Annotated in this window: 17 protein-coding genes; 8 read left to right on the top strand and 9 right to left on the bottom strand. The window is 68.3% G+C overall.

Annotated elements, in window-relative coordinates:
- Positions 1 to 9: 9 nt before the first annotated feature.
- The gene (locus N7590_RS01610) at positions 10 to 2,853 is read right to left on the bottom strand and encodes an EAL domain-containing protein (RefSeq protein WP_164242441.1); all 2,844 of its coding nucleotides are present in this window, start codon (positions 2,851 to 2,853) and stop codon (positions 10 to 12) included.
- A 247-nt stretch (positions 2,854 to 3,100) separates the two neighbouring features.
- Between N7590_RS01610 and N7590_RS01605 the strand changes: the two genes are divergently transcribed.
- The 5 genes from N7590_RS01605 (at position 3,101) to N7590_RS01585 (ending at position 7,305) form a co-directional block, all read left to right on the top strand.
- Positions 3,101 to 3,619 (top strand): RNA polymerase sigma factor, encoded by a 519-nt coding sequence (locus N7590_RS01605; RefSeq protein ID WP_230078993.1) that lies wholly within the window; start codon positions 3,101 to 3,103, stop codon positions 3,617 to 3,619.
- Positions 3,616 to 4,632 carry a hypothetical protein gene (locus N7590_RS01600; protein WP_279935005.1) on the top strand — a complete coding sequence of 339 codons (1,017 nt, stop codon included), beginning with the start codon at positions 3,616 to 3,618 and terminating at the stop codon, positions 4,630 to 4,632. The genes N7590_RS01605 and N7590_RS01600 overlap by 4 nt, the downstream gene beginning before the upstream one ends.
- 40 nt (positions 4,633 to 4,672) lie before the next feature.
- Complete coding sequence (locus tag N7590_RS01595; RefSeq protein ID WP_053451288.1) at positions 4,673 to 5,269, top strand: YigZ family protein; 597 nt, start codon at positions 4,673 to 4,675, stop codon at positions 5,267 to 5,269.
- The gene (locus N7590_RS01590) at positions 5,262 to 7,034 is read left to right on the top strand and encodes an ABC transporter transmembrane domain-containing protein (protein WP_164087928.1); all 1,773 of its coding nucleotides are present in this window, start codon (positions 5,262 to 5,264) and stop codon (positions 7,032 to 7,034) included. Before N7590_RS01595 ends, N7590_RS01590 begins: the two co-directional genes overlap by 8 nt.
- Positions 7,035 to 7,110: 76 nt before the next feature.
- Positions 7,111 to 7,305, top strand: a complete 195-nt coding sequence (locus N7590_RS01585; protein ID WP_005416191.1) for a hypothetical protein — start codon at positions 7,111 to 7,113, stop codon at positions 7,303 to 7,305.
- Positions 7,306 to 7,555: 250 nt separating this feature from the next.
- Here the strand turns inward: N7590_RS01585 and N7590_RS01580 are convergent, their stop codons facing one another.
- The 3 genes from N7590_RS01580 to N7590_RS01570 form a co-directional block, all read right to left on the bottom strand.
- Positions 7,556 to 8,680 carry a prephenate dehydrogenase gene (locus tag N7590_RS01580; protein WP_164242443.1) on the bottom strand — a complete coding sequence of 375 codons (1,125 nt, stop codon included), beginning with the start codon at positions 8,678 to 8,680 and terminating at the stop codon, positions 7,556 to 7,558.
- On the bottom strand, positions 8,677 to 9,585 hold the full coding sequence (gene pdxY / locus N7590_RS01575; RefSeq protein WP_164242444.1) for a pyridoxal kinase: 909 nt from the start codon (positions 9,583 to 9,585) through the stop codon (positions 8,677 to 8,679). The genes N7590_RS01580 and pdxY overlap by 4 nt, the downstream gene beginning before the upstream one ends.
- Before the next feature lie 625 nt (positions 9,586 to 10,210).
- Positions 10,211 to 11,410, bottom strand: coding sequence for an MFS transporter (locus N7590_RS01570; protein ID WP_053449491.1), 1,200 nt, complete (start codon positions 11,408 to 11,410; stop codon positions 10,211 to 10,213).
- Positions 11,411 to 11,482: 72 nt separating this feature from the next.
- Here N7590_RS01570 and N7590_RS01565 point away from each other — a divergent pair, with 72 nt between their 5' ends.
- On the top strand, positions 11,483 to 12,280 hold the full coding sequence (locus N7590_RS01565; RefSeq protein ID WP_053510738.1) for a helix-turn-helix transcriptional regulator: 798 nt from the start codon (positions 11,483 to 11,485) through the stop codon (positions 12,278 to 12,280).
- Positions 12,281 to 12,340: 60 nt separating this feature from the next.
- Here N7590_RS01565 and dnaJ read toward each other — a convergent pair whose 3' ends face one another.
- The 4 genes from dnaJ to hrcA form a co-directional block, all read right to left on the bottom strand.
- Positions 12,341 to 13,477 (bottom strand): molecular chaperone DnaJ, encoded by a 1,137-nt coding sequence (gene dnaJ, locus N7590_RS01560; protein WP_279935001.1) that lies wholly within the window; start codon positions 13,475 to 13,477, stop codon positions 12,341 to 12,343.
- A 153-nt stretch (positions 13,478 to 13,630) separates the two neighbouring features.
- Complete coding sequence (gene dnaK / locus N7590_RS01555; RefSeq protein ID WP_006434175.1) at positions 13,631 to 15,556, bottom strand: molecular chaperone DnaK; 1,926 nt, start codon at positions 15,554 to 15,556, stop codon at positions 13,631 to 13,633.
- Between the two features lie 155 nt (positions 15,557 to 15,711).
- The gene (gene grpE, locus N7590_RS01550) at positions 15,712 to 16,227 is read right to left on the bottom strand and encodes a nucleotide exchange factor GrpE (RefSeq protein WP_006434173.1); all 516 of its coding nucleotides are present in this window, start codon (positions 16,225 to 16,227) and stop codon (positions 15,712 to 15,714) included.
- A 63-nt stretch (positions 16,228 to 16,290) separates the two neighbouring features.
- Positions 16,291 to 17,355, bottom strand: coding sequence for a heat-inducible transcriptional repressor HrcA (gene hrcA / locus N7590_RS01545; protein ID WP_008266321.1), 1,065 nt, complete (start codon positions 17,353 to 17,355; stop codon positions 16,291 to 16,293).
- A gap of 114 nt (positions 17,356 to 17,469) precedes the next feature.
- Between hrcA and recN the strand changes: the two genes are divergently transcribed.
- Positions 17,470 to 19,131, top strand: a complete 1,662-nt coding sequence (gene recN, locus N7590_RS01540) for a DNA repair protein RecN (RefSeq protein ID WP_053449489.1) — start codon at positions 17,470 to 17,472, stop codon at positions 19,129 to 19,131.
- A gap of 105 nt (positions 19,132 to 19,236) precedes the next feature.
- Here recN and N7590_RS01535 read toward each other — a convergent pair whose 3' ends face one another.
- Complete coding sequence (locus tag N7590_RS01535) at positions 19,237 to 20,154, bottom strand: LysR family transcriptional regulator (RefSeq protein WP_164241852.1); 918 nt, start codon at positions 20,152 to 20,154, stop codon at positions 19,237 to 19,239.
- A gap of 97 nt (positions 20,155 to 20,251) precedes the next feature.
- Here N7590_RS01535 and N7590_RS01530 point away from each other — a divergent pair, with 97 nt between their 5' ends.
- Positions 20,252 to 21,496, top strand: a complete 1,245-nt coding sequence (locus N7590_RS01530; RefSeq protein ID WP_053510741.1) for an SGNH/GDSL hydrolase family protein — start codon at positions 20,252 to 20,254, stop codon at positions 21,494 to 21,496.
- Positions 21,497 to 21,518: the final 22 nt, after the last annotated feature.

Genomic DNA, 21,518 nt, shown 5'->3' with positions numbered 1-21,518 from the left:
CGCGGCGGCTCAGGCCACCGCGTGCACCCAGGGCGCGGGCCGGCCCAGCAGGTAGCCCTGGCCGTAATCACAGCCGAGTTCGCGCAGGGTCTGCCGCTGCGCCTCGGTCTCGATGCCTTCACCGATGGTCTCGATGCCCAGCGTGCGCGCCAGCGACAGCACGCCTTCAACCAGCGCGCGCGTGCTCTGCACTTCCGGGCCGTGCAGGCCGGCGATGAAACTCTGGTCGATCTTCAACGTGCTGATCGGGAAGCGGTGCAGGTAGGACAGCGCCGAGAAACCGGTACCGAAATCGTCCAGCTGCACCTGAATGCCACGCTCGCGCAGGCCCTGCAGGATGCGCAGCGTATGCGGGCCATCGTCCAGCAGCGCCACCTCGGTGATCTCCAGGCGCAGCCGGCGCGGATCGGCACCACGGGTGTCGAGCAGGCCGAACAGGCGATCACTGAATTCCGCTGAACGGAAATGGCGCGGCGACACGTTCACCGAGACGTAGCCCTGGCCGCCCTTGCCCAGGCCGGCGATGACCTGCTCGTAGATCAGCCAGTCGACCTGTTCGATCAGCCCGCTTTCCTCACCCAGTTCCAGGAACGCACCCGGCAGCAGCAGGCCACGGCGCTCGTGCTGCCAGCGCAGCAGCGCTTCGTGCCCGACCACTTCGCCATCGGACAGGCGCACGATCGGCTGGTAGAAGGGAACGAAATCGCGGTTGTTGATCGCGCGGCGCAGATCGGCTTCCAGGTCGAGGCTGCGCATTGCCTGTTCGCGCATGTCCTCATCGAAGATCGAGCAACGATCGTGGCCCTGTGCCTTGGCCCGGTACATCGCGGCATCGGCATCGCGCAGCAGTTCTTCACCGGTGCGGTAGCGCGGGTTCCACAAGGCGATGCCCAGGCTGCCGGACGGGAACAGCTCGCGCCCGGCGATCCACATCGATTCCTGCAGCGCCAGCAGCAACCGCTGGCCGAAGTCCAATGCCTGTGCCAAGCCCTGCGGGCACTGCAGCAACACGGCAAACTCGTCGCCGCCCAGCCGCGCCACCACATCCTCGGGGCCGGCCATCGACACGATGCGTTTGGCCACTTCCACCAGCATGCGGTCGCCGGCCGCATGGCCGATGCTGTCGTTGACCAGCTTGAAACGGTCCAGGTCGAGGAACAGCACGGCGAACACCGGGCCGCCCTCGCGCCTGGCCAGCGCCAGCGCATCCTGCAGGCGGTCGAGCAGGTGCAACCGGTTGGGCAGGCCGGTCAACGCGTCATGCATGGCCTGATGGGTCAGGCGCTGTTCGGCACGCAGGCGCTCGCCGATCTGGCCGAGCAGTTTTTCGTTCACCTCGGCCAGTTCGCGGGTACGCTCCTCCACCCGCTTTTCCAGCTCGGCATGCGCCGAGCGCAGCCGCTGCTGGTCTCGCTGGCGGGCCAGGCCGGTGCCGATGTTCTGCGCGACGAAGGTCAACAGGCGCTGGTCGTGCACGCTGAACGTGCTGCTCTCGCTGTAGCTCTGCACCACGATCGCGCCCACCACTTCATCGTCGCGCAGCAGGGGCACGCCCAGCCAGCAATGCGAGCGGGCGCCGGATTCGCGCACTTCGCCGGTGGCCAGCAGCGCGTCGATCTGCGCACGCGAGGCCAGCAGCGGGCGCCGGTTGCGCACCACGTACTCGGTCAGGCCGCGGCTGAACGGTCGCGGCGCACGACTGGCATTGTGCTCGTCCACCGAATAGACGAAATCCAGTCCATTGCCCGCCGGGTTGACCAGTGCGATGTAGAAGTTGCGCGCATCGAGCAGGCGCCCGACCACGCCATGCACCTGCCCGTAGAACTGGGCCAGGCTGTCGGCCGACATCGCCATCTCGGCAATGTTGTACAGCGCGGTCTGCAGCTGTTCGGCGCGACGGCGCTCGGTCACTTCATCCTGCAGGCTGCGGTTGGCGCGCCGCAGTTCCTGCGTGCGCCGTTCTACCTGCTGCTCCAGCCGTACCTGCGCCTGGCGCCGGTCCATGGCGGTCTGCACGTGCTGGGCCACGAACCCCAGCAGGGCCCGCTCGGCCTCACCATAGCGGGCAGCCTGTTCATAGCTCTGCACCACGATGGCGCCGCATACGCGGCCATCGCGCAGCATCGGCACGCCCAGCCAGTCCAGGCTTTCCGGCCCGCGCTGGGGGTCGTGCTCCTGCTCCATCACCCGCGCCAGCAGTTCGCGCGACGGGCCACTGAGCGGCCTGCCATGGCGCAGCAGCGCTACGGTCAGACTGCGAGGCATCTCGCTGGCGGCGTGGCTCTGCGATGGATCGGCAACGAAATCATCCACCTGGTCGGCGAAGTACAGGAAGCGGATCTGGTCCCGCACATCGTCGTACTCGACGATGTAGCAGTTCTCCGCGTACATCAGCGTGCCCAGCACGCCGTGCACGTGGCGCAGCATCTCGCCCATCTCAAGGTCGGCACCGGCCAGGTCGGCGATCTGGAACAACGCCTGCTGCAGGCGCTCGGCCTCTTCCAGCGCCTTGATCTGCCCGGCCTGGCGGCCACGCTGCAGGGCCAGTTCCATCGCCTGCCGGGCCAGCCCCCACCACGCGGACGAGGGCGCCGCGCCGGCCACCGACAGCAGCAGCCGCGCACCGTCGTACTCCCAGCCGTGCTGGCCATCGCCGATGCCGGGTTCCCCGGAGGCGCACCCCGTCACCGCCAGCAAGGGCCATCCGCCCTGGCCACAGCCCAGCTGCGGGTCATCCCAGCCCACACGGACCACCGCCGATTCCGGCAACAGCGCATGCAGCGCGCGCACCAGCGCCGTGCTCAGCACGACCTCGTGTGGTGGCTCTTCCGCCGGTTCAGCATACGTGGACAAATGACAATCTCTTGGCGCCGTCTGTGCGTCGCCTCCCCTGAGCCGTCGAGCATAGCGCGCCACCCGGGGGGCAATGGAAGCCCGCAAACCCCGAATCGTGCGCCCGTACGTTTTTCCTGCTGTCCGTAGCCCCTTGCGCGCCATGAACCCTGCCCTGCCCGCCCTCGCCACCGGCTATGCGCCATCGCCTGCAAGCCTTACCCTGTACGCCGTGGAAGCCAGCGCATTGCCAACCGATGAAGCCTTGATGCTGGCCTGGGCCGGTGGCGACCTGCGCGCGTTCGAAAGCCTGTATGCGCGCCATCGCAAGCGGCTGTTCGGGTTCCTGCTGCGGCAACTGCGCGACAACGCGCTGGCCGAGGAGATCTTCCAGGACGTCTGGCAGCGGGTGATCAGCGCCCGCGCCGGCTGGCAGCCCGAGGCGGCATTCAGCACCTGGCTGTTCCGCATCGCCCATAACCGCTTGAACGATCACTGGCGTGCCGCCCGCCATCGTCCCTCCGCACCGGCCGACGCCGAGCTGCGCCTGGCCGCGATCGAGGATGGGCAGACCCCGGAAGCCGAACTTTCCGAATTCGAACAACGTCGCCGCATCCAGCTGGCGATGGAACAACTGCCGCCCGAGCAGCGCGAAGTGCTGCAGCTGCGGCTGGATCAGGAACTGAGCCTGGAGGAGATCGGCCAGATCACCGGCGTAGGCCGGGAAACAGTGAAATCGCGGCTGCGCTATGCGATGGACAAGCTGCGTGCGGGATTGAACGCATGAACCGAGACGAACCGCTGACGCCGGAAGAACGCGAGCTGGCCCGCCTGCTCGGCCGTCGCGCCGAACAGGCGCCGCCGGCCCCGCTCGACGCCGCCATCCTGGCCGCGGCGCGCGCCGCCGTGGACGCACCGGCCGCCGCAACCGCCGCCTCCCCGGAAGCACCCCGCGCACGGCGCTCACGCTCGCGCTGGCCGGCCGTGTTCGGTATCGCCGCCTCGATGGTGTTCGCCATCGGCATCGCCTGGCAGCTGCGCCCGGAACCACCACCGGTCCCGGCAGGTGAAGCAGCCGTCGCTGCCGCGCCTGCTGCTGCCGAGATCGCAGCCGATGCGCCGCCTGCTGCAGGCGGAGCTGCGGACCGGACGGCGGCAGCCGCAGAACCGGCTGCACCGCCGGCAACGCCCGAGGCTGCTCCGATGGCAACTCCGATGGCCGCCCCCACGCCCGCACCGGCTTCCGCCGCGCGTGCACCCGCAGTGGCGGCAGCACCCAAGCCTGCACCCGTGGACGCACCGGCACGCGCCGCGCGCTCAAGGGCGGCAGAGGCCGCCGCCGATACGCCTTTTGCCACACCGTCAGCCGCACCAGCAGCGGCTCCGCCTGCGCCACCGGCCCCGGCAGCCTACTCGGCACCTGCTCCGGCATTCGCGCCCGCTCCGGCAGCGGCGCTCAAGGCACGCACGGCCGAAGCGGCCATGGACAACGCCGCAGCCAACGCCGAGCCGGCGCAGGCACTGGATCGGGTACAGATCACCTCGATGAAGCGCGAGGCCGCCAGCCGTTCCGCGGCGGGCGTCATGCGCCGCAGCAGCGATGCCAGCCTGAGTGCCGATGCGGTGCAGGCAGAAGTCGGCGCCGACGCGCGCCTGCCACGCCGGCAGTGGCTGGAAAAAATCCGTGACCGCCGCGATGCGGGCCAGCGCGACCTTGCCCGCGCCAGCCTGGAACGCTACATCGAGCAGTATCCAGAATCGCGCCTGCCGCGCGACCTTCGCCCGTTGCTGGACGACTGAGACCCACGGAGGCCGGGCGCAACACCGTAGAATGGTGGAGATGCCCGATACCCTCGCCCAGCCGGTCAGTCACACGCTGGAAGTCAAACACAGCCGCTTCATTGCCCATGCCACGCCGATTGATGGCGCCGCGGCGGCGATGGCGTTCCTGCAGCAGGTTGCAGTGGCCGATGCCACGCACAACTGCTGGGCTTACCGCCATGGGCAGGACTACCGCTCCAGCGACGATGGCGAGCCCGCAGGCACCGCCGGGCGGCCGATCCTGGCCGCCATCGATGGCCAGGGTTTCGACCGGGTGATGGTGGTGGTGACGCGCTGGTTCGGCGGCATCAAGCTCGGTGCCGGCGGCCTGGTCCGCGCCTACGGCGGTGCCGCCGCCGAGTGCCTGCGTACCGCGCCACGCCTGCCATTGGTCACCATGGCCCGCCTGCAGCTGCTGGCCGGCTTCGAGGACCTGGGCAGCCTGCATGCCACCCTGCCCGCCTTTGGTGCCGGGAAGCGTGATGAACAGTTCGATGCCAATGGCGTGTGCCTGCGGATCGAATTGCCTGCCGATCAGGTCGACGCATTGAAAATCCGCCTGCGCGACGCCACCCGTGACCGTATCCGCATAGAAGACGACGACCAGGATGACTGACAAGGACGACGCCCCCGCTTCGACCCCGCCGCTGCGCCGCCTTGGCAGCCTGCGCACGCTATGGCCGTTCGTGCGCCGCCACAGCGGCCTGTTCACCGCCTGGCTGCTGGCCCTGGCTGTCTCTTCGGCCGCCACGCTGAGCCTGCCACCGGCCGTGAAGCAGATGATCGACCACGGCTTCAGCAGCGGCGGCCAGATCAACCGTGCCTTCGCCCTGCTGATGCTGGTGGCGGTGGTGATGGCGCTGGGCACCGCCGCGCGCTTCTACTTCGTGTCGCTGCTGGGCGAAAAGGTCGTCGCCGACCTGCGCAGCCAGTTGTACGCGCATCTGATCCAGCTGGGCGCGGGCTTCCACGACCGCAGCCGCAGCGGTGAGCTGGTCTCGCGCCTGACCGCCGACACCGAGCTGCTGCGCAGCGTGGTCGGTTCAACGATGTCGGTCGCTCTGCGCAGCAGCGTGACCGTGGTCGGCAGCCTGGCGATGCTGTTCGTCACCAGCCCGAGGCTGGCAGCGTGGTCGCTGCTCGGCATCCCGCTGGCGGTGCTGCCGATCATCATCGGTGCGCGCAAGCTGCGCACCGTCGCGCGCAACAGCCAGGACCGCATCGCAGATGCCAACAGCCTGGCCAGCGAGACCCTCGGTGCGGTGCGTACAGTGCAGGCCCATGCCCGTGAGCCGTACGAACGCGGCCGCTTCGACCATGCGCTTGGCGACGCGATCAAGGCCGCACGCCGCCGCATCGGCGCGCAGTCGCTGGTCACCGCCAGCGCCATCCTGCTGGTGTTCGGCGCCATCGTGGGAGTGCTCTGGCTGGGTGCACACGACGTGATCGACGGGCGCCTGAGCGCCGGCACCCTCGGCCAGTTCGTGCTGTATGCGCTGATCGGCGGCGGCTCGGTCGGCGCGCTGGCCGAAGTCTGGAACGAACTGCAGCGTGCGGCCGGTGGCATGGGCCGCATCGGTGAGCTGCTGCAGGAAGACATCGAGATCCGCGCGCCGGCACAGCCGCACGCGCTGCCGCAGCCGCTGCGTGGCGAAATCCAGTTCGACGATGTGGTGTTCCATTACCCGCAGCGGCCGGACCAGGCCGCGCTGGATCATTTCACCCTGCACGTGCGGCCCGGCGAGACCGTCGCCCTGGTCGGCCCGTCCGGCGCCGGCAAGAGCACGGTGCTGTCGATGCTGCTACGTTTCCACGATCCGGCCAGCGGCCGCATCTGCGTGGATGGCGTCGACGTGCGCCAGGCCGACCCTGCCGAACTGCGCGCGCAGCTGGCACTGGTACCGCAGCAGCCGACGTTGTTCGCGGCCAGTGCGCGCGAGAACATCCGCTATGGCCGTCTGCAGGCCAGCGACGACGAGGTCGAGCAGGCCGCACGCGCGGCCGAGGCCGATGGCTTCCTGCGTGCATTGCCGCAGGGCTACGACAGTGAACTGGGTGAGCGCGGCGCCCGCCTCTCCGGCGGCCAGCAGCAGCGCGTGGCAATTGCCCGTGCCCTGCTGAAGGATGCACCGATCCTGCTGCTGGACGAAGCCACCAGCGCGCTGGACGCGCAGAGCGAGTACAGCGTGCAGCAGGCGCTGGAGCGGTTGATGGCCGGCCGCACGACGCTGGTGATCGCCCACCGCCTGGCCACCGTGCTCAAGGCCGACCGCATCGTGGTGATGGACCAGGGCCGTATCGTGGCCGAGGGCACGCACGCACAGTTGCTGGCCGAAGGCGGTCTGTACGCTGAACTGGCACGCTTGCAGTTCATCGATTGATGACGGTCGCCTAACATCGGCCGGACCAAGCTGGCGACGAACAGCAGCGTCCGTAGTCCGTAGAAGGAGGTGCACGATGTCGTTCCGTCAGTTTCCGGCCGTCGACAGCAATGGCGAAAGCCACATCATCATCGAGTTCAAGCCCGAGGCGAATGGCAGCGGGCACCACTCCGAGGCCACGCCGCGCTACGAGCTGGATGATGGCCGCCAGCTGGTGCGCAACGGCCGCGAGTTCACCACCAGCGGCGGCGAGCTGCGGCTGACGATCTGAGGTTTGCCGGGCATGGCCCGGCGCCACCGGATTCCGCATCGCCCCGCGCTGGGGATTCCGCATCGCCCCGCTCTGGTAGGTGTCGACCTTGGTCGACACGCTTTCTGCCAAGGGCGGTCGAGCATGTCTCGACGCAACAAGAGGCGTGGCCAATTTATCGCCAGGCATCTTGACAGCCTTGCATGCCAAGGCCTGCATGCGGTTATCCACACGTTTGCGCAGAAATCATCCACACTGCCTGTGGATGAATTCAGCCGAGCACCCGGCCGATGCCGCTGGCGTCCACCTCGGCCGCAGCCGCTGCGATCGCTGCCGGGTCGCTACCCGCCACGAACCCGATACGGAAATGCACTTCGCCCCCTGGCGTGCGCGAGGAGTGGATCGAGGCCAGGCTGATGCGGTGCTGCTCGAACACATTCAGCAGCTCACGCAGCGAACCGGGCCGGTCTTCTGGTAGATGCACCGACAGCGCATTGCGCTCGGTCAGGTCCGCCAGCAGGTAGCCCACCCGCTCGAAGGTGTAGTTGCCGTCAGCCAGTGCCTGCTCGCCGAAGGCGCTGCGGTTGGCCGACAACAGCTGCTCACGGAATGCGCCGCGTGCGCCGTCGTCGCCCTGCCCGATCTGTGCCTGCAGGGACTGCAACTGGCCGATCAGCCGCTCCAGCATCGGCGCCACGTACGGGTTGCCGAACTGGATATCTTCGTAGATGGCCGGATTCAACGACAGGATGCGCGAAATGATCGCGGTATCCAGCTCGAACGACGCCGAACGATACGGCATCATCGCGGCCAGATCGCCCAGCTGCGGCTGGTACTGGCGCAGCACGCCAGCCTGGGCCAGGTGGCTGGCATGCACCATCGCCTGTACCAGCGCCATCATCTGGTCGTGGTGCTGCGGGGTGGCGCGCACGCACTCGGCCTGCAGCGCCGCGCACAACGCGTCGACCCACGGCTGCCAGTGCTGCAGCCGCGCTTCGCACACCACCATCACCCGGCCTTTCAGCGTCGGTGCCTTGGGCGGCGCGGTCATCGGATGCAGGCCGACCACTTCAGCCTGCGAGGCCAGCATCGCCTGCACCGGCGCTTCCTTCACCGACGTCACGTCCAGCCACAGGCGGTCCTGCTCGCGCCCCGCCGACTGCTGCACGTACTGGGCAATCAGCGCAGGCGTGTGCCGGATCGGTGCCGAGAACACCAGCACGTCAGCCTGCGCCAACAGCTGCTCCGGCGCGTGCGACGCCGGGTCCGCGGGATCATGGCCGATCACCTGCAGCTGCATGTGCTGCTGGAAGAAGCGGCTCAACCAGCGCCCGTAGGCGCCGGCGCTGCCGACAATGCCGACCGTGCGCGGCGTGCGTTCGTGCAGATCGCTCATGCCACGCGTTCGGCGCGGAAGCGCGTGCCTTCGGCCAGTGCGGCAGGCGCCGCGGCGATCACGTCGAACTCTTCGAAGCCGTTGTCCAGGGTCGCCTCCAGCGCTGCATGGGTACCGGCAATGGCGCGCGAGATCGCCTGCTGCATCGATTCGCCGCGCAGCAGGAACGACACCACCAGTGACATCAGCACATCGCCGGTGCCGGCCACATCCACCGGCAGCAACGGCGAGGTCCAGCGCCAGGTTTCCCCGCGACCGACCGCCAGGGTCACCAGCTCGCCGGGGTTTCCACCGACGCTGTGCGCGATCACCCATTGCGGACCACGGTCGAGCAACGTACGGGCGGCGGCGATGGCATCGGCCTCCGCCAACGCCGGCATGCCGGTGAGGCGGTTCAGTTCGAATGCGTTCGGCGTGACCAGCCAGGCATGCGGCAGCAGGCGCTCGGCGAAGATCGCTTCCAGGCCAGGCTCGACATAGGGCCCGGTATGGGTATCGCCGATCACCGGGTCCAGGCAGTAGCGCAGCTGTGGGCAGTCCGGCAGGATCTCGTCCAGCCAGTCGGCGAACGCGGCACCGTTGGCGGTACTGCCGAAGTAGCCGGACACCAGCATCCTGGCCCGCTGCGGCAGGCCGCGTTCGTAGGTACCGAGCAGCAGGTCGGCGAACCAGTCGACGGGCAGCACGCGGCCGCGGGTGGTGTCGTAGAACGGCGCGTTGCTGAGCAGCACGGTCGGGATTTCCGCCACGCGAACGCCGAGCGCGCGCATCGGCGGAACGGCGGCGCTGTTGCCGGCGTGGCCGTAGACAAGTTGCGACTGGACCGAGATGACATCGATCGGCGATGGGCCGTCGGGCCGCTGGCGGCGGCCGTGGACCAGGTGGTTGTCAAGGGATTCGCTCATGCCAGCATTCTACGCCCGGTGGAGGGTTCGGCAGGTCTTGCAGCCCTGCATCCGCTTGCAAGCCAAATCAACGTCAACGTCAAAAACGGGCATTCCGTGGGGAGGCGGGGCGGTGTCAGAGTGCGGGGACGCCGTGAACCCCGCTCCGCGGTCCGGCCCAACCGCTGGCGGCTGTGCGTTCGGGCGCTTGCGAAGCAGTGCTTCGCAAGCAAAGCGCCCTCACCCATGGGGGCTTGGCCGCGGCATCCATGCCGCGGACACCCCGCACTCCGACACCGCCCCACCTCTGACAGATTCCGTGTGCTGTTGGTAGGTGTCGACCTTGGTCGACACATCTGTGAGACATCGAATGAATTCATCCGTGTCGACCAAGGTCGACACCTACCAGAGCAAAACGCCGCTCTGCCAGATCGCGGAAAACTGTCGAAGGCTGGGTGGGTCCGGTTGAGGGGGTGTGAGCGGCATGGATGCCGCGACCAAGCCTACATGGACGTATTCACGGCGTCCCCCTCAACCGGACCCACCCCGCCAACCCACGGAAAGCCAGCTCTTGCTGTTGAGGTTGCCGGCCAGCGGCCGGCACTACCGCAGGCGCAGGGCTGCAAGCCCTGCAAACCCAAACCCCTCAGTGAGCAGCAGGCCGCGACGGCGGCAGCCACGCAGCCACGATGCCCAGCAGCGGCAGGAACGCGGTCAGCTGGTAGACGTACTCGATGCTGGTCTTGTCCGCCAGCAGGCCGAGCACGGCCGCGCCCAGTCCGCCCATGCCGAACGCGAAGCCGAAGAACAGGCCCGACACCATGCCGATGCGATGCGGCATCATCTCCTGCGCGTAGACCACGATCGCCGAGAACGCCGAGGACAGCACGAAGCCGATCAGCACCGCCAGCACTGTCGTCCAGAACAGATCCGCATGCGGCAACATCAGCGCGAACGGCGCCACACCCAGGATCGACGTCCAGATGATCGGCTTGCGACCGATGCGGTCACCCAGCGGGCCGCCGAGGAAACCACCGGCGGCAGAGGCCACCAGGAATGCGAACAGGTGCAGCTGCGCCTGCGCCACCGGAATGCCGAAGTGGTGGATCAGGTAGAAGGTGAAGTAGCTGCCGATGCTGGCCATGTAGAAGTACTTGCTGAAGATCAGCACCAGCAGGATCGCCAGCACCTTGGCCACGGTGCGCGGCGGATGCCGCGGCGCCATCGATGCGGTGCTGGCCGGACGCGGCGTGCCCAGGTGCAGCGCATACCAGCGGCCGACATAGGTCAGCAGCGCGATGCCGATCAGGGCGGCACCGGCGAACCACGAGGCGGCGTGCTGGCCATACGGCACGATCACCGCAGCGGCGATCAGCGGGCCGAGCGCGGTACCGAAATTGCCGCCGACCTGGAACACCGACTGCGCGAAGCCATGACGGCCGCCCGAGGCCAGCCGCGCGATGCGCGAGGCCTCGGGGTGGAAGATCGCCGAACCGATGCCGACCATCGCGGCGGCCAGCAGCACCACGGCGTAGCTCGACGCGAAGCCGAGCAGCAGCATGCCGCACAGGGTCGAGGCCATGCCGATCGGCAGCGAGTATGGCGCCGGGCGCCGGTCGGTGGCCATGCCGACCAACGGCTGGAAGATCGAGGCGGTGAGCTGGTAGGTCAGCGTGATCAGGCCGATCTGGGTGAAGCTGAGATTGAAGCCGCCCTTGATCACCGGATAGATGGCCAGGATCAGCGACTGCATCATGTCGTTGACGACATGCGAGGTGGAAATGGCAGCCAGCACACCGGGAGCCACCGGGCGTGAGGTCGTTGCGGGAGAAGCCAGGGCGGACATGGACGCAGTCAGGTTGGGGGCGAGCCACGCATGCTACGGTTGCCCTCCCCTCCCTTCTGCCGCGTTCGGGTCATGGCCTATCGCAAAAAGGACATTGCCAGCGACGTCGATCCGGCGGCACCCTGGCGCGACGTCCCCCAGCATCGCCCGGTCACCTATCGGGTCACCCAGTACCCGGCCGGTAGCCACATCGCAGGCCACAAGCACCAGCGCCACCAGCTGGTCTATGCCATCTCGGGGCTGATGGTGGTGCGCTCGGAAGTGGGCCGCTGGGTGGTGCCCTCGACCCGTGCGATCTGGATGCCGGCCGGCATGGTGCACGCGGTGGACTGCATCGCCGCCGTGCACATGCGCAGCCTGTACATCGACCCGTTGTTCGCGCCGCAATTGCCGGCCGAACCGTTCGCGGTACAGGTGGCCCCCCTACTGCGTGAGCTGCTGCAGGCCGCCACGCTGATCAAGGGCGAGCACGTCGAAGACAGCCGCGATGGCCGCGTGGTGCGCCTGCTGCTGGACGAACTGCATCGCATGGACGTGCTGCCACTGCATCTGCCCGCCGCGACCGACCCGCGCCTGCAGCGGATCTGCCAGCACATCCAGAAGCAGCCTGGCGATGACGCCACGCTGCAGGACTGGGCGCAGGCGCTGGAGGTGGACGTGAAAACCATCCAGCGGCGTTTCGGCAGCGAACTGGGCATGACCTTCGGCCAGTGGCGGCAACAGGCGCGGCTGCTGGCCGCGATGGAACGACTGGCAGTGGGGGACAAGGTCATTGATGTCGCACTGGCGATGGGCTACGACAGCCCGAGCGCGTTCACCAGCATGTTCAAGCGTCAGCTGGGGCAGACGCCGGCGGCGTTTTTCCGCTGACCGCATACGAAAACGCCGGGCTTGGCCCGGCGCTTTCGTTCAACGCTTCCGTTGAAAAACTCAGGACGTCATGCGGTCCCAGAAGCCCTTCACGCCATCCATGAAGGTGGCCGACTTCGGCGAGTGCTTGCGTGCTTCCTCGCCGACGAAGGTGGCTTCGAACTGCTCCAGCAGCTTGCGCTGTTCGTTGGTGAGGTTGACCGGGGTCTCCACCACCACGCGGCAGTACAGATCGCCCTCGCTGCGGCTGCGCACCGAACGCACGCCCTTGCCGCGCAGACGGAACAGCTTGCCGGTCTGGGTCTCGGCCGGGATGCGGATCTCCGCCTCGCCCCCCAGGGTGGCCACGCGCACGGTGTCGCCCAATGCGGCCTGCGAGATGCGGATCGGCACTTCGCAGTGCAGGTCGTCGCCATCGCGCTGGAAGATGGCATGCTCGCGCACGCGCACTTCCACGTACAGGTCACCCGGCGGGGTACCGGCCGGACCAGCCTCGCCCTCGCCCTGCAGGCGGATGCGGTCGCCGGTATCGACGCCGGCCGGCACCTTCACCGACAGCACCTTGTCTTCCTCGACACGGCCGTTGCCGTGGCAGGTCTTGCAGGGCTTGGCGATGATCTGGCCGCGGCCGCCGCAGTTGTGGCAGGCCTGCTGCATGGCGAAGATGCCGCGCTGGATGCGCACCTGGCCGCGGCCATGGCACACATTGCAGGTCTCGACCTTGCCGTCTTCGGAGCCACTGCCATCGCAGTCGCCGCATTCGGCCAGGGTCGGAATCTCGATGCGGCGCTCAACGCCACGCACCGCTTCTTCCAGGTCCAGCTCCATCACGTAGCCGATGTCGGCGCCGCGACGGGCCTGGCGCGGGCCACCGCCTGCTCCACCAAAGATGTTGCCGAAGATATCGCCGAAGATATCGTTCATGTCCGGGCCGCCCGGGCCGCCCGGACCGCCACCACCGCCCATGCCGTGCTCGAACGCAGCGTGGCCGTGGCTGTCGTACATGCGGCGCTTGTTGCCGTCGGACAGCACTTCGTAGGCTTCCTTGCACTCCTTGAAGGAGGCTTCGGCGGCCGCATCACCCGGGTTGCGGTCCGGGTGGAACTTCATCGCGCAGCGACGGTAGGCCTTCTTCAGCTCGTCGTCGGTGGCGGTGCGGGCAACGCCCAGCACTTCGTAGTAATCGCGCTTGCTCATATCGTGAATCTGGTTCCGGAAAGTCGGGATTCGTCAAAGCGGAAGAGCGGAACCAGGTCCGCTCTTGCGTCGGGCGCCCCGACACGCCGGTGGCGGCCAGGACCCTGATGCGACAACGGGACGCTGCCAGGCAGCGTCCCGCGTCGGTCCGGATCAGGACTTCTTGTCGTCCTTGACTTCGGTGAACTCGGCATCGACCACATCGTCGTTGCCCTTGCCAGCGTTGCCGGCATCGGCGCCCGGGGCAGCACCGCCCTGGTCGGCCGAAGCCGCGGCGAACAGCGACTGGCCCGCTTCTTCCAGCACCTTCGACTTGGCTTCGATCTGTGCCTTGTCGTCACCCTTCATCGCGGTTTCCAGGTCGGCCAGGGCCGCCTCGACCTTGCCGATCACTTCGCCGCCGACCTTGCTGCCGTGCTCGGTGATCGCGCTGCGGGTGCCGTGGATCAGGGCATCGGCCTGGTTGCGGGCCTGCACCAGCTCCTGGAACTTCTTGTCTTCCTCGCGGTTGGCTTCCGCGTCGGCGACCATGCGTGCGATCTCTTCCTCGGACAGGCCCGAACCGGCCTTGATCTCGACCTTCTGTTCCTTGTTGGTCTTCTTGTCCTTGGCCGACACGTGCAGGATGCCGTTGGCGTCGATGTCGAAGGACACTTCCACCTGCGGCAGGCCGCGCGGGGCCGGCTCGATGCCGGACAGGTCGAACTTGGCCAGCGACTTGTTGAAGCGGGCCTGTTCGCGCTCACCCTGCAGCACGTGCACGGTCACGGCCGACTGGTTGTCCTCGGCGGTGGAGAACACCTGCGAGGCCTTGGTCGGGATGGTGGTGTTCTTCTCGATGATCTTGGTGAACACGCCGCCCATTGTCTCGATGCCCAGCGACAGCGGGGTCACGTCCAGCAGCAGCACGTCCTTGACGTCGCCGCCGAGCACGCCGCCCTGGATCGCCGCACCCAGTGCCACGGCTTCGTCCGGGTTGACGTCCTTGCGCGGTTCCTTGCCGAAGAACTCGGTCACCGCCTGCTGCACCTTCGGCATGCGGGTCTGGCCACCGACCAGGATCACTTCGCTGATGTCGCTCGAACGCAGGCCGGCATCGTTCAGGGCGACGCGGCACGGCTCGATCGACTTCTTGATCAGGTCTTCCACCAGCGCTTCCAGCTTGGCGCGGGTCAGCTTGATGTTCAGGTGCTTCGGGCCCGAGGCGTCGGCGGTGACGTACGGCAGGTTCACTTCGGTCTGCTGCGCGCTGGACAGCTCGATCTTGGCACGCTCGGCGGCGTCCTTCAGGCGCTGCAGGGCCAGCGGGTCCTTGCGCAGGTCGATGCCCTGGTCCTTGTTGAATTCTTCAACCAGGTACTCGATGACGCGGTTGTCGAAATCTTCGCCGCCCAGGAAGGTGTCGCCGTTGGTGGCCAGCACTTCGAACTGCTTCTCACCGTCGACGTTGGCGATCTCGATCACCGAGACGTCGAAGGTACCGCCGCCCAGGTCGTACACCACGATCTTGCGATCCTTGTTGTCGCCCTTGTCCAGGCCATAGGCCAGCGCGGCCGCGGTCGGCTCGTTGATGATGCGCTTGACGTCCAGGCCGGCGATGCGGCCGGCGTCCTTGGTCGCCTGGCGCTGGCTGTCGTTGAAGTAGGCCGGCACGGTGATGACCGCTTCGGTGACCTTCTCACCGAGGAAGTCCTCGGCGGTCTTCTTCATCTTTTCCAGCACCTTGGCCGAGATTTCCTGCGGCGCCATCTTCTTGCCGTCGCTGGTCGACACCCAGGCGTCGCCATTGTCATGGGCCAGGATGCCGTACGGGACGTGCGCGATGTCCTTCTGCACTTCGGCGTCGGTGAACTTGCGGCCGATCAGGCGCTTCACCGCGTAGAAGGTGTTCTTCGGGTTGGTCACGGCCTGGCGCTTGGCCGAGGCGCCGACCAGGACTTCGCCGTCCTTGGTGTAGGCGACGATCGACGGGGTGGTGCGATCGCCTTCCGAATTCTCGATGACGCGGGCCTTGCCGCCGTCCATGATCGCCACGCACGAGTTGGTGGTGCCGAGGTCGATACCAATGATCTTGCCCATGGGGGAGACTCCTGAGGATGCTTGTTGGGGTCAGTCCGGCCGTTCGGCCGGTGGATGAATACGATGTGGGGGAGGCTCGTGGAACATTCAAGCCATCTGCCGAACGCTGTGTTCAGCGCCTGGAAAACGTTGCCGGGCAAGGCCCGGCGCTGCCGTCAGTCGGCGGCCACCACCACCAGCGCCGGCCGCAGCAGGCGCTCGTTGAGCAGGTAGCCCTTCTGGAACACGGTCACCACGGTGCCGGGGGCGGCGCCCGGGGTCGGAACCTGGCTGATGGCCTGGTGGTGTTCCGGGTTGAACGGCTGGCCGGTCGGGTCCAGCAGGACCAGGCCGTTGTCGGCGGCGACCTTCAGCAGCTGCTTGTAGGTCAGCTCCAGGCCCTCGCGCAGCGGGTGCGGATCATCGCCGGCGGCCTTGAGGCCGGCATCCAGGCTGTCGAATACCGGCAGCAGCTCGCCCAGCAGCTTCTCGTTGGCGAACTTGCGGGCCTGCTCGATGTCACGGGCGACGCGCTTGCGCTGGTTCTCCAGGTCGGCGCGCTCACGCAGCGCATCGGCCCTGACCTGTTCAACTTCGGCGCGCAGGCGCTCCAGTTCGTCGTTGACGCCGGCGGTGGCGGCCGCATCGGCGGCGGTCTGCTGGGATTCGATATCTGGATGTTCGTGGTTCATGTCTGGGTCCCTGGCGGTCAATCTCCGCCTCCACCCACCCTAGTGTGGGCGGGATGCTGCGTTTCAAGCGTCGGATGTCCCCGGCGTGCGACCGGCCGGCGAAAAGGCCGCGCCCAGCACATCAGCGGTGGCCTGGACCAGCGGGATCATGCGGTCGTAGGCCATGCGCTTGGGCCCGATCACGCCCAGCACGCCCAGCACCTGGCCGTTGGCGGTATAGGGGGCCGTGACCAGCGAAACGCCCTGCAGCGGCATCATTCCGGTCTCCTCGCCGATGAAGATGCGCACGCCCGGGGCCTGGATGGTCCGCTCCAGCAGCTGCAGGATCTCGCGCTTGCTGGAGAACAGCTCGAACAGCTCGCGCAGGCGCTCCAGGTCGGACAGGTCCTGCACGCCCATCAGCCGGGTCTGGCCGGCCACCAGCATGTCGTCGGCCGCTGGCTGCAGGGCCTGCTCGGCCAGCTCGATGCTGTGCGCCAGCAGCTGCTCCAGTTCGGAACGGGCGTCGCGCAGCTCCAGCAGCAGGCGGGTGCGGATCTCGGCCATCGGCAGCCCGGCGAAATGGGCGTTGAGGTAGTTGGCGACCTGTTCCAGCTGCCCCGGCGCGAACTCCTGGCGGGTCTCGATGACCCGGTTTTGTACCTCGTTGTCGGCGAACACCAGGATCGCCAGCACCCTGCGCCCGTCCAGCGCCACGAAATCGATCTGGCGGAAGGCGAACTGCTCGCGCCGTGGCGCGCTGACCACGCCGACGAAGTGGCTCATCGCCGACAGCAGCTCCGAGGCGCTGCCCAGCAGGGCCTGGGTGCTGCCGCCCCCGGCCAGCTCCTGGCGCAGGCGGGCCAGTTCGCCCTCCCCCGGCGGCTGCATCTGCAACAGGCTGTCGACGAACACCCGGTAGCCATGCGCGGTCGGAATGCGCCCGGCCGAGGTATGCGGCGAGGCCAGCAGCCCCAGGTCCTCCAGGTCACCGAGGATGTTGCGGATGGTGGCCGGGCTGACCTCCAGGCCGGCCACACGCGCCAGCGTCTGCGAGCCGACCGGCTCGCCGTCCTGGATGTAACGCGCGATCAGCGTGCGCAGCAGATGGCGCGCACGCGGGGCAAGCTGGTCGGGAGAACCGTGCATGGAATCAACCTGTGAGACACGGACACTAGATAATGGCGGCGCATCCCCTTGGCAAGTCATTGGACCTCCCTCGCCCGCGTGCTAGCGTTGCGCGGCTGCTGATACCTCTTACCCATGCTCAGACATCTTTCGATCAAGGATTTCGCCGTCGTCCGCGCCACCGAACTGGAGTTCGGGCCCGGCATGACCGTGGTTTCAGGCGAGACCGGCGCCGGCAAGTCGCTGATGGTCGACGCGCTGGGCTTCCTGTCCGGCCTGCGCGCCGACAGCGGCGTGGTCCGCCATGGCGCGGCCCGCGCCGAGCTTTCCGCCGAGTTCGCGCTGGACCAGCTGCAGGCCGCGCGCCAGTGGCTGGCCGACAACGAGCTGGACGATGAAGATCAGTGCCAGCTGCGCCGCGTGATCCGCGCCGACGGCGGCTCGCGGTCCTGGATCAATGGCCGTCCGGTCACCCTCGCACAGCTGGCCGACCTGGCCGCGCTGCTGGTGGAGATCCATGGCCAGCATGAACAACAGGCGTTGCTGACCCGTCCGTCGCAGCTGGCCCTGCTCGATGCCTACGCCCGCAACGAGGACGCGCGCCGCCAGGTGCGCCGCGCCGCCGCCGCGTGGCAGGCACTGGTCGACGAATCACTGGCGCTGTCGCAACAGGGCGACGTGAGTGACCGGATCGGCTTCCTGGAGCACCAGCTGCGCGAACTGGACCGCGAGGACCTGGAACCGGAGTCGATCGCCGCGCTCGGCGCCAGCCACCGCCGCCAGGCCCATGCCAGCGCCCTGCTGACCGCCTGCCAGGCAGCCAGCAACCAGCTCAACGGCGACGACGGCAGTTCCGCGCTGGACCTGCTGCAGCAGGTGCGCCACGAGCTGTCGCGCCTGATCGAACATGACCCGCGCCTGGGCGAGGTGGACGGCCTGATCGAGAATGCCTCGATCCAGCTGCACGAAGCCCTTTCGCTGCTGGACCGCGTGCATGACGACCTCGACGCCGACCCCGAGCAGTTCGAAGAGAACGAGCGGCGCCTCGGCCGCCTGCACGACCTGGCGCGCAAGCATCGCGTGCCGATGGACGAGCTGGGCGCGCAGCGCGAACGCATGCATGCCGAAGTGGAACAGTTGCGCGGCGCCGACGAGCGCCTGCAGCGCCTGGCCGGCGAGATCGACAAGGCCGCCGCCGCCTGGCGCGTACAGGCCGAAGTACTGACCGCCAGCCGTCGCGGTGCCGCCGCCGAACTGTCGGCCACCACCACCGGCATCATCGCCGAGCTGGGCATGGGCGGCGGCCAGTTCCTGATCGAACTGGAGCCGCAGGACAACGGCAAGCCCGATCCGCAGGGTGCCGAGCGCGTGGAGTTCCTGGTCGCGGCCAATGCCGGCCAGCCGCCGCGCGCCCTGCGCAAGGTCGCCTCGGGCGGTGAACTGTCGCGCATCTCGCTGGCCATCGAAGTGGCGGCGCTGGACCTGGATGCGGTGCCGACCATGGTATTCGACGAAGTCGACTCCGGCATCGGCGGCGCGGTGGCCGACATCGTCGGCCAGAAGCTGCGCGCGCTGGGCGAGAAGCGCCAGGTGTTGTGCGTGACCCACCTGCCGCAGGTCGCCTCCAAGGGCCACGCGCATTACCGGGTGAGCAAGGCGCCGGTGGAAGGCATGACCCAGAGTGCGGTGGAGAAGCTGGACAGCAAGGCACGCGAGGAAGAACTGGCGCGCATGCTCGGCGGCGTGGAAGTGAGCAAGGAAGCGCGCGCCGCCGCGCGCAAGCTGCTGCAGGTCTGACGCCGGCCGAGCCCATGCTCGGCTTCCACACGGTAGTGCCGGCCGCTGGCCGGCAGCCCGATGCGGGTCGGCGAAGATCGTGAGGTTGCCGGCCAGCGGCCGGCACTACCCCCGTGGCTGCGTCAGATCGACGTTTTCCACCAGGAAATCGAGGAACGCGCGCACTCGCAGCGGCAGGTAGCCGCCCTGCCCCAGGAACACCGCGTGCACCTCCTCCAGGTCACCGGGATTGGCCTCTTCCAGCACCGGCAGCAGCCGCCCGGCGGCGATGTCGGCCTGCACCTGGAACGCGGCCAGCCGCGCCATGCCCAGCCCGCCCAGCACCAGTTGGCGCAGCGCATCGCCATTGCTGGCACGGGCGTTGCCGCTGGGCAGCAGCATGCGCTCACGACCATCCTGCAGCAGCGGCCAGCCCTGCATCGCCCGCGCATGGCCGATGTCCAGGCGGTTGTGCGCCTGCAGCTCCTCGTCGCTGGCCGGCAGGCCGTGCCGCTGCGCGTAGGCCGGTGCGGCCACGATCATCATCCGCGTCGCGCCCAATCGCCGCGCCACCAGGCTGGAACTCTTCAGCGGGCCGGCGCGCACCGCCACGTCGGTGCGCTGCTCAAGCAGGTCGATTACCTCGTCATTGAGCGTCAGGTCCACCCCCACCTGCGGGTTGCGCTCGAGGAACGCCGGCAGCAGCGGCAACAGGAAGTGCTGGCCGAACGGCACGTTGGAATTGACCCGCAGCCGCCCGCGCGGCTCGGCGTGGGCGCTGGCACAGCGCTCGGCTTCCTCCAGGTCGGCCAGCACGCGCAGGCCGCGCTCGTAGAACGCGCAGCCTTCCGGGGTCAGCTGCAGCTGGCGGGTGGACCGCTGCAGCAGGCGGGTGCCCAGCCGCTGTTCCAGCCGCGCCACCAGCTTGCTGACCGCCGACGGGGTCATGTCCAGGGTGCGGGCGGCCGCGGAAAAGCCACCGGTCTCGATCACCCGCACGAAGACTTCCAGTTCGCCGGATCGGTTGATGTCGGGTCGCGCCATGGCGATGAATCCAGTTCACAGATGATTGTCCATGCGCAGTCTAGTTCACAGATGAGGGCGGAATCACCATGGCGGCTCCTTTCCCCGGAATCGCTCCATGGACCGCCTCCGCAAGCTCGCTGCCAGCACCCTGCTCGCCCTGTCCGGCGCCGCCAGCGCAACCCCTGCCCCGCACTGGGTGGCCAGCTGGCAGGCCAGCCCGCAACCGGTGTGGGGCGCAGACTTCCTGTTCCCGGCCCTGATCCCGGCATCGCTGCACGACCAGACCTTCCGCCAGGCCGCGCGCATCAGCCTGGGCGGGCCGCGCCTGCGGGTAAGGTTGAGCAATGCCTACGGCACGCAGCCGCTGCGGATAGGAGCGGCCAGCGTGGCCGCACGACCGGGCGCGGCACCACGGCCGCTCCACTTCGACGGCCAGCCCGGCGTGCTGATCGGCGCGGGCCAGGAACGGCTGAGCGATCCGCTGGCACTGCCCACCGGCAATCAGCAGGCCCTGCAGGTCAGCGTTTTCGTGCCGGGGCCGACGCCGCTGCAGACCTTCCACTGGGACGGCCGCCAGACCAGTTGGATCGCCGGCGGCAACCAGAGCCTGGCGCGCGACCTGGATCGAGCCACCCCCACCACCGCACGCCTGTTCCTGACCGGGATTGAAGTCGAGGCCGCACCCGGCGCACGCAGCGTGGTGGTGATCGGCGACTCGATCACTGACGGCGCCACCGCCAGCCTCGACCAGGACCAGCGCTGGACCGACCATCTGGCCGCGCGGCTGGCACCCCGAGGCGTCGCGGTGGTCAACGCTGGCATCTCCGGCGGCCGGCTGCTGCGTGACGGCATGGGCGAGTCGGTTCTGGCCCGCCTGCAGCGCGATGCATTGGATCAGCCCGGCGTGGCCAGCGTGATCGTGCTGATCGGCATCAACGACATCAGCTGGCCCGGCACCGCCTTCGCCCGGCAACAGGCGCGTCCTACGCTGGCCGAGCTGCAGGACGGCTATCGGGCGCTGGCCGAACAGGCCCATCGGCGCGGACTGCGCATCCTGGGCGCCACCCTGCCGCCCTTCGCCGGCGCCCTGCCCGGCACGCCGCTGGACGACTACTACCAGCCCGGCAAGGAGGCGCTGCGCCAACAGCTCAACACCTGGCTGCGCACACGCAGCCCGTTCGACGCGGTGATCGATCTGGACACGGCCCTGCGCGACCCGGCCGATCCGTCACGGATGGCCGCCGCCTACGACTCCGGCGACCACCTGCATCCGGGCGATGCCGGCAACCAGGCGATGGCCGAGGCGGTGGATCTGGAGGTGCTGATGGGGCCGTCCACGCATGGCGTGGATCTACTGTGAACAACGAAAAACCCCGGGCAAG

Origin of the sequence: Stenotrophomonas sp. GD04024 (genome assembly GCF_029837545.1) — a bacterium.
GTDB lineage: Bacteria > Pseudomonadota > Gammaproteobacteria > Xanthomonadales > Xanthomonadaceae > Stenotrophomonas > Stenotrophomonas forensis.
Note: the sequence above shows the minus strand (reverse complement) of the source record. Positions and strands in the feature narration are given on the sequence as shown.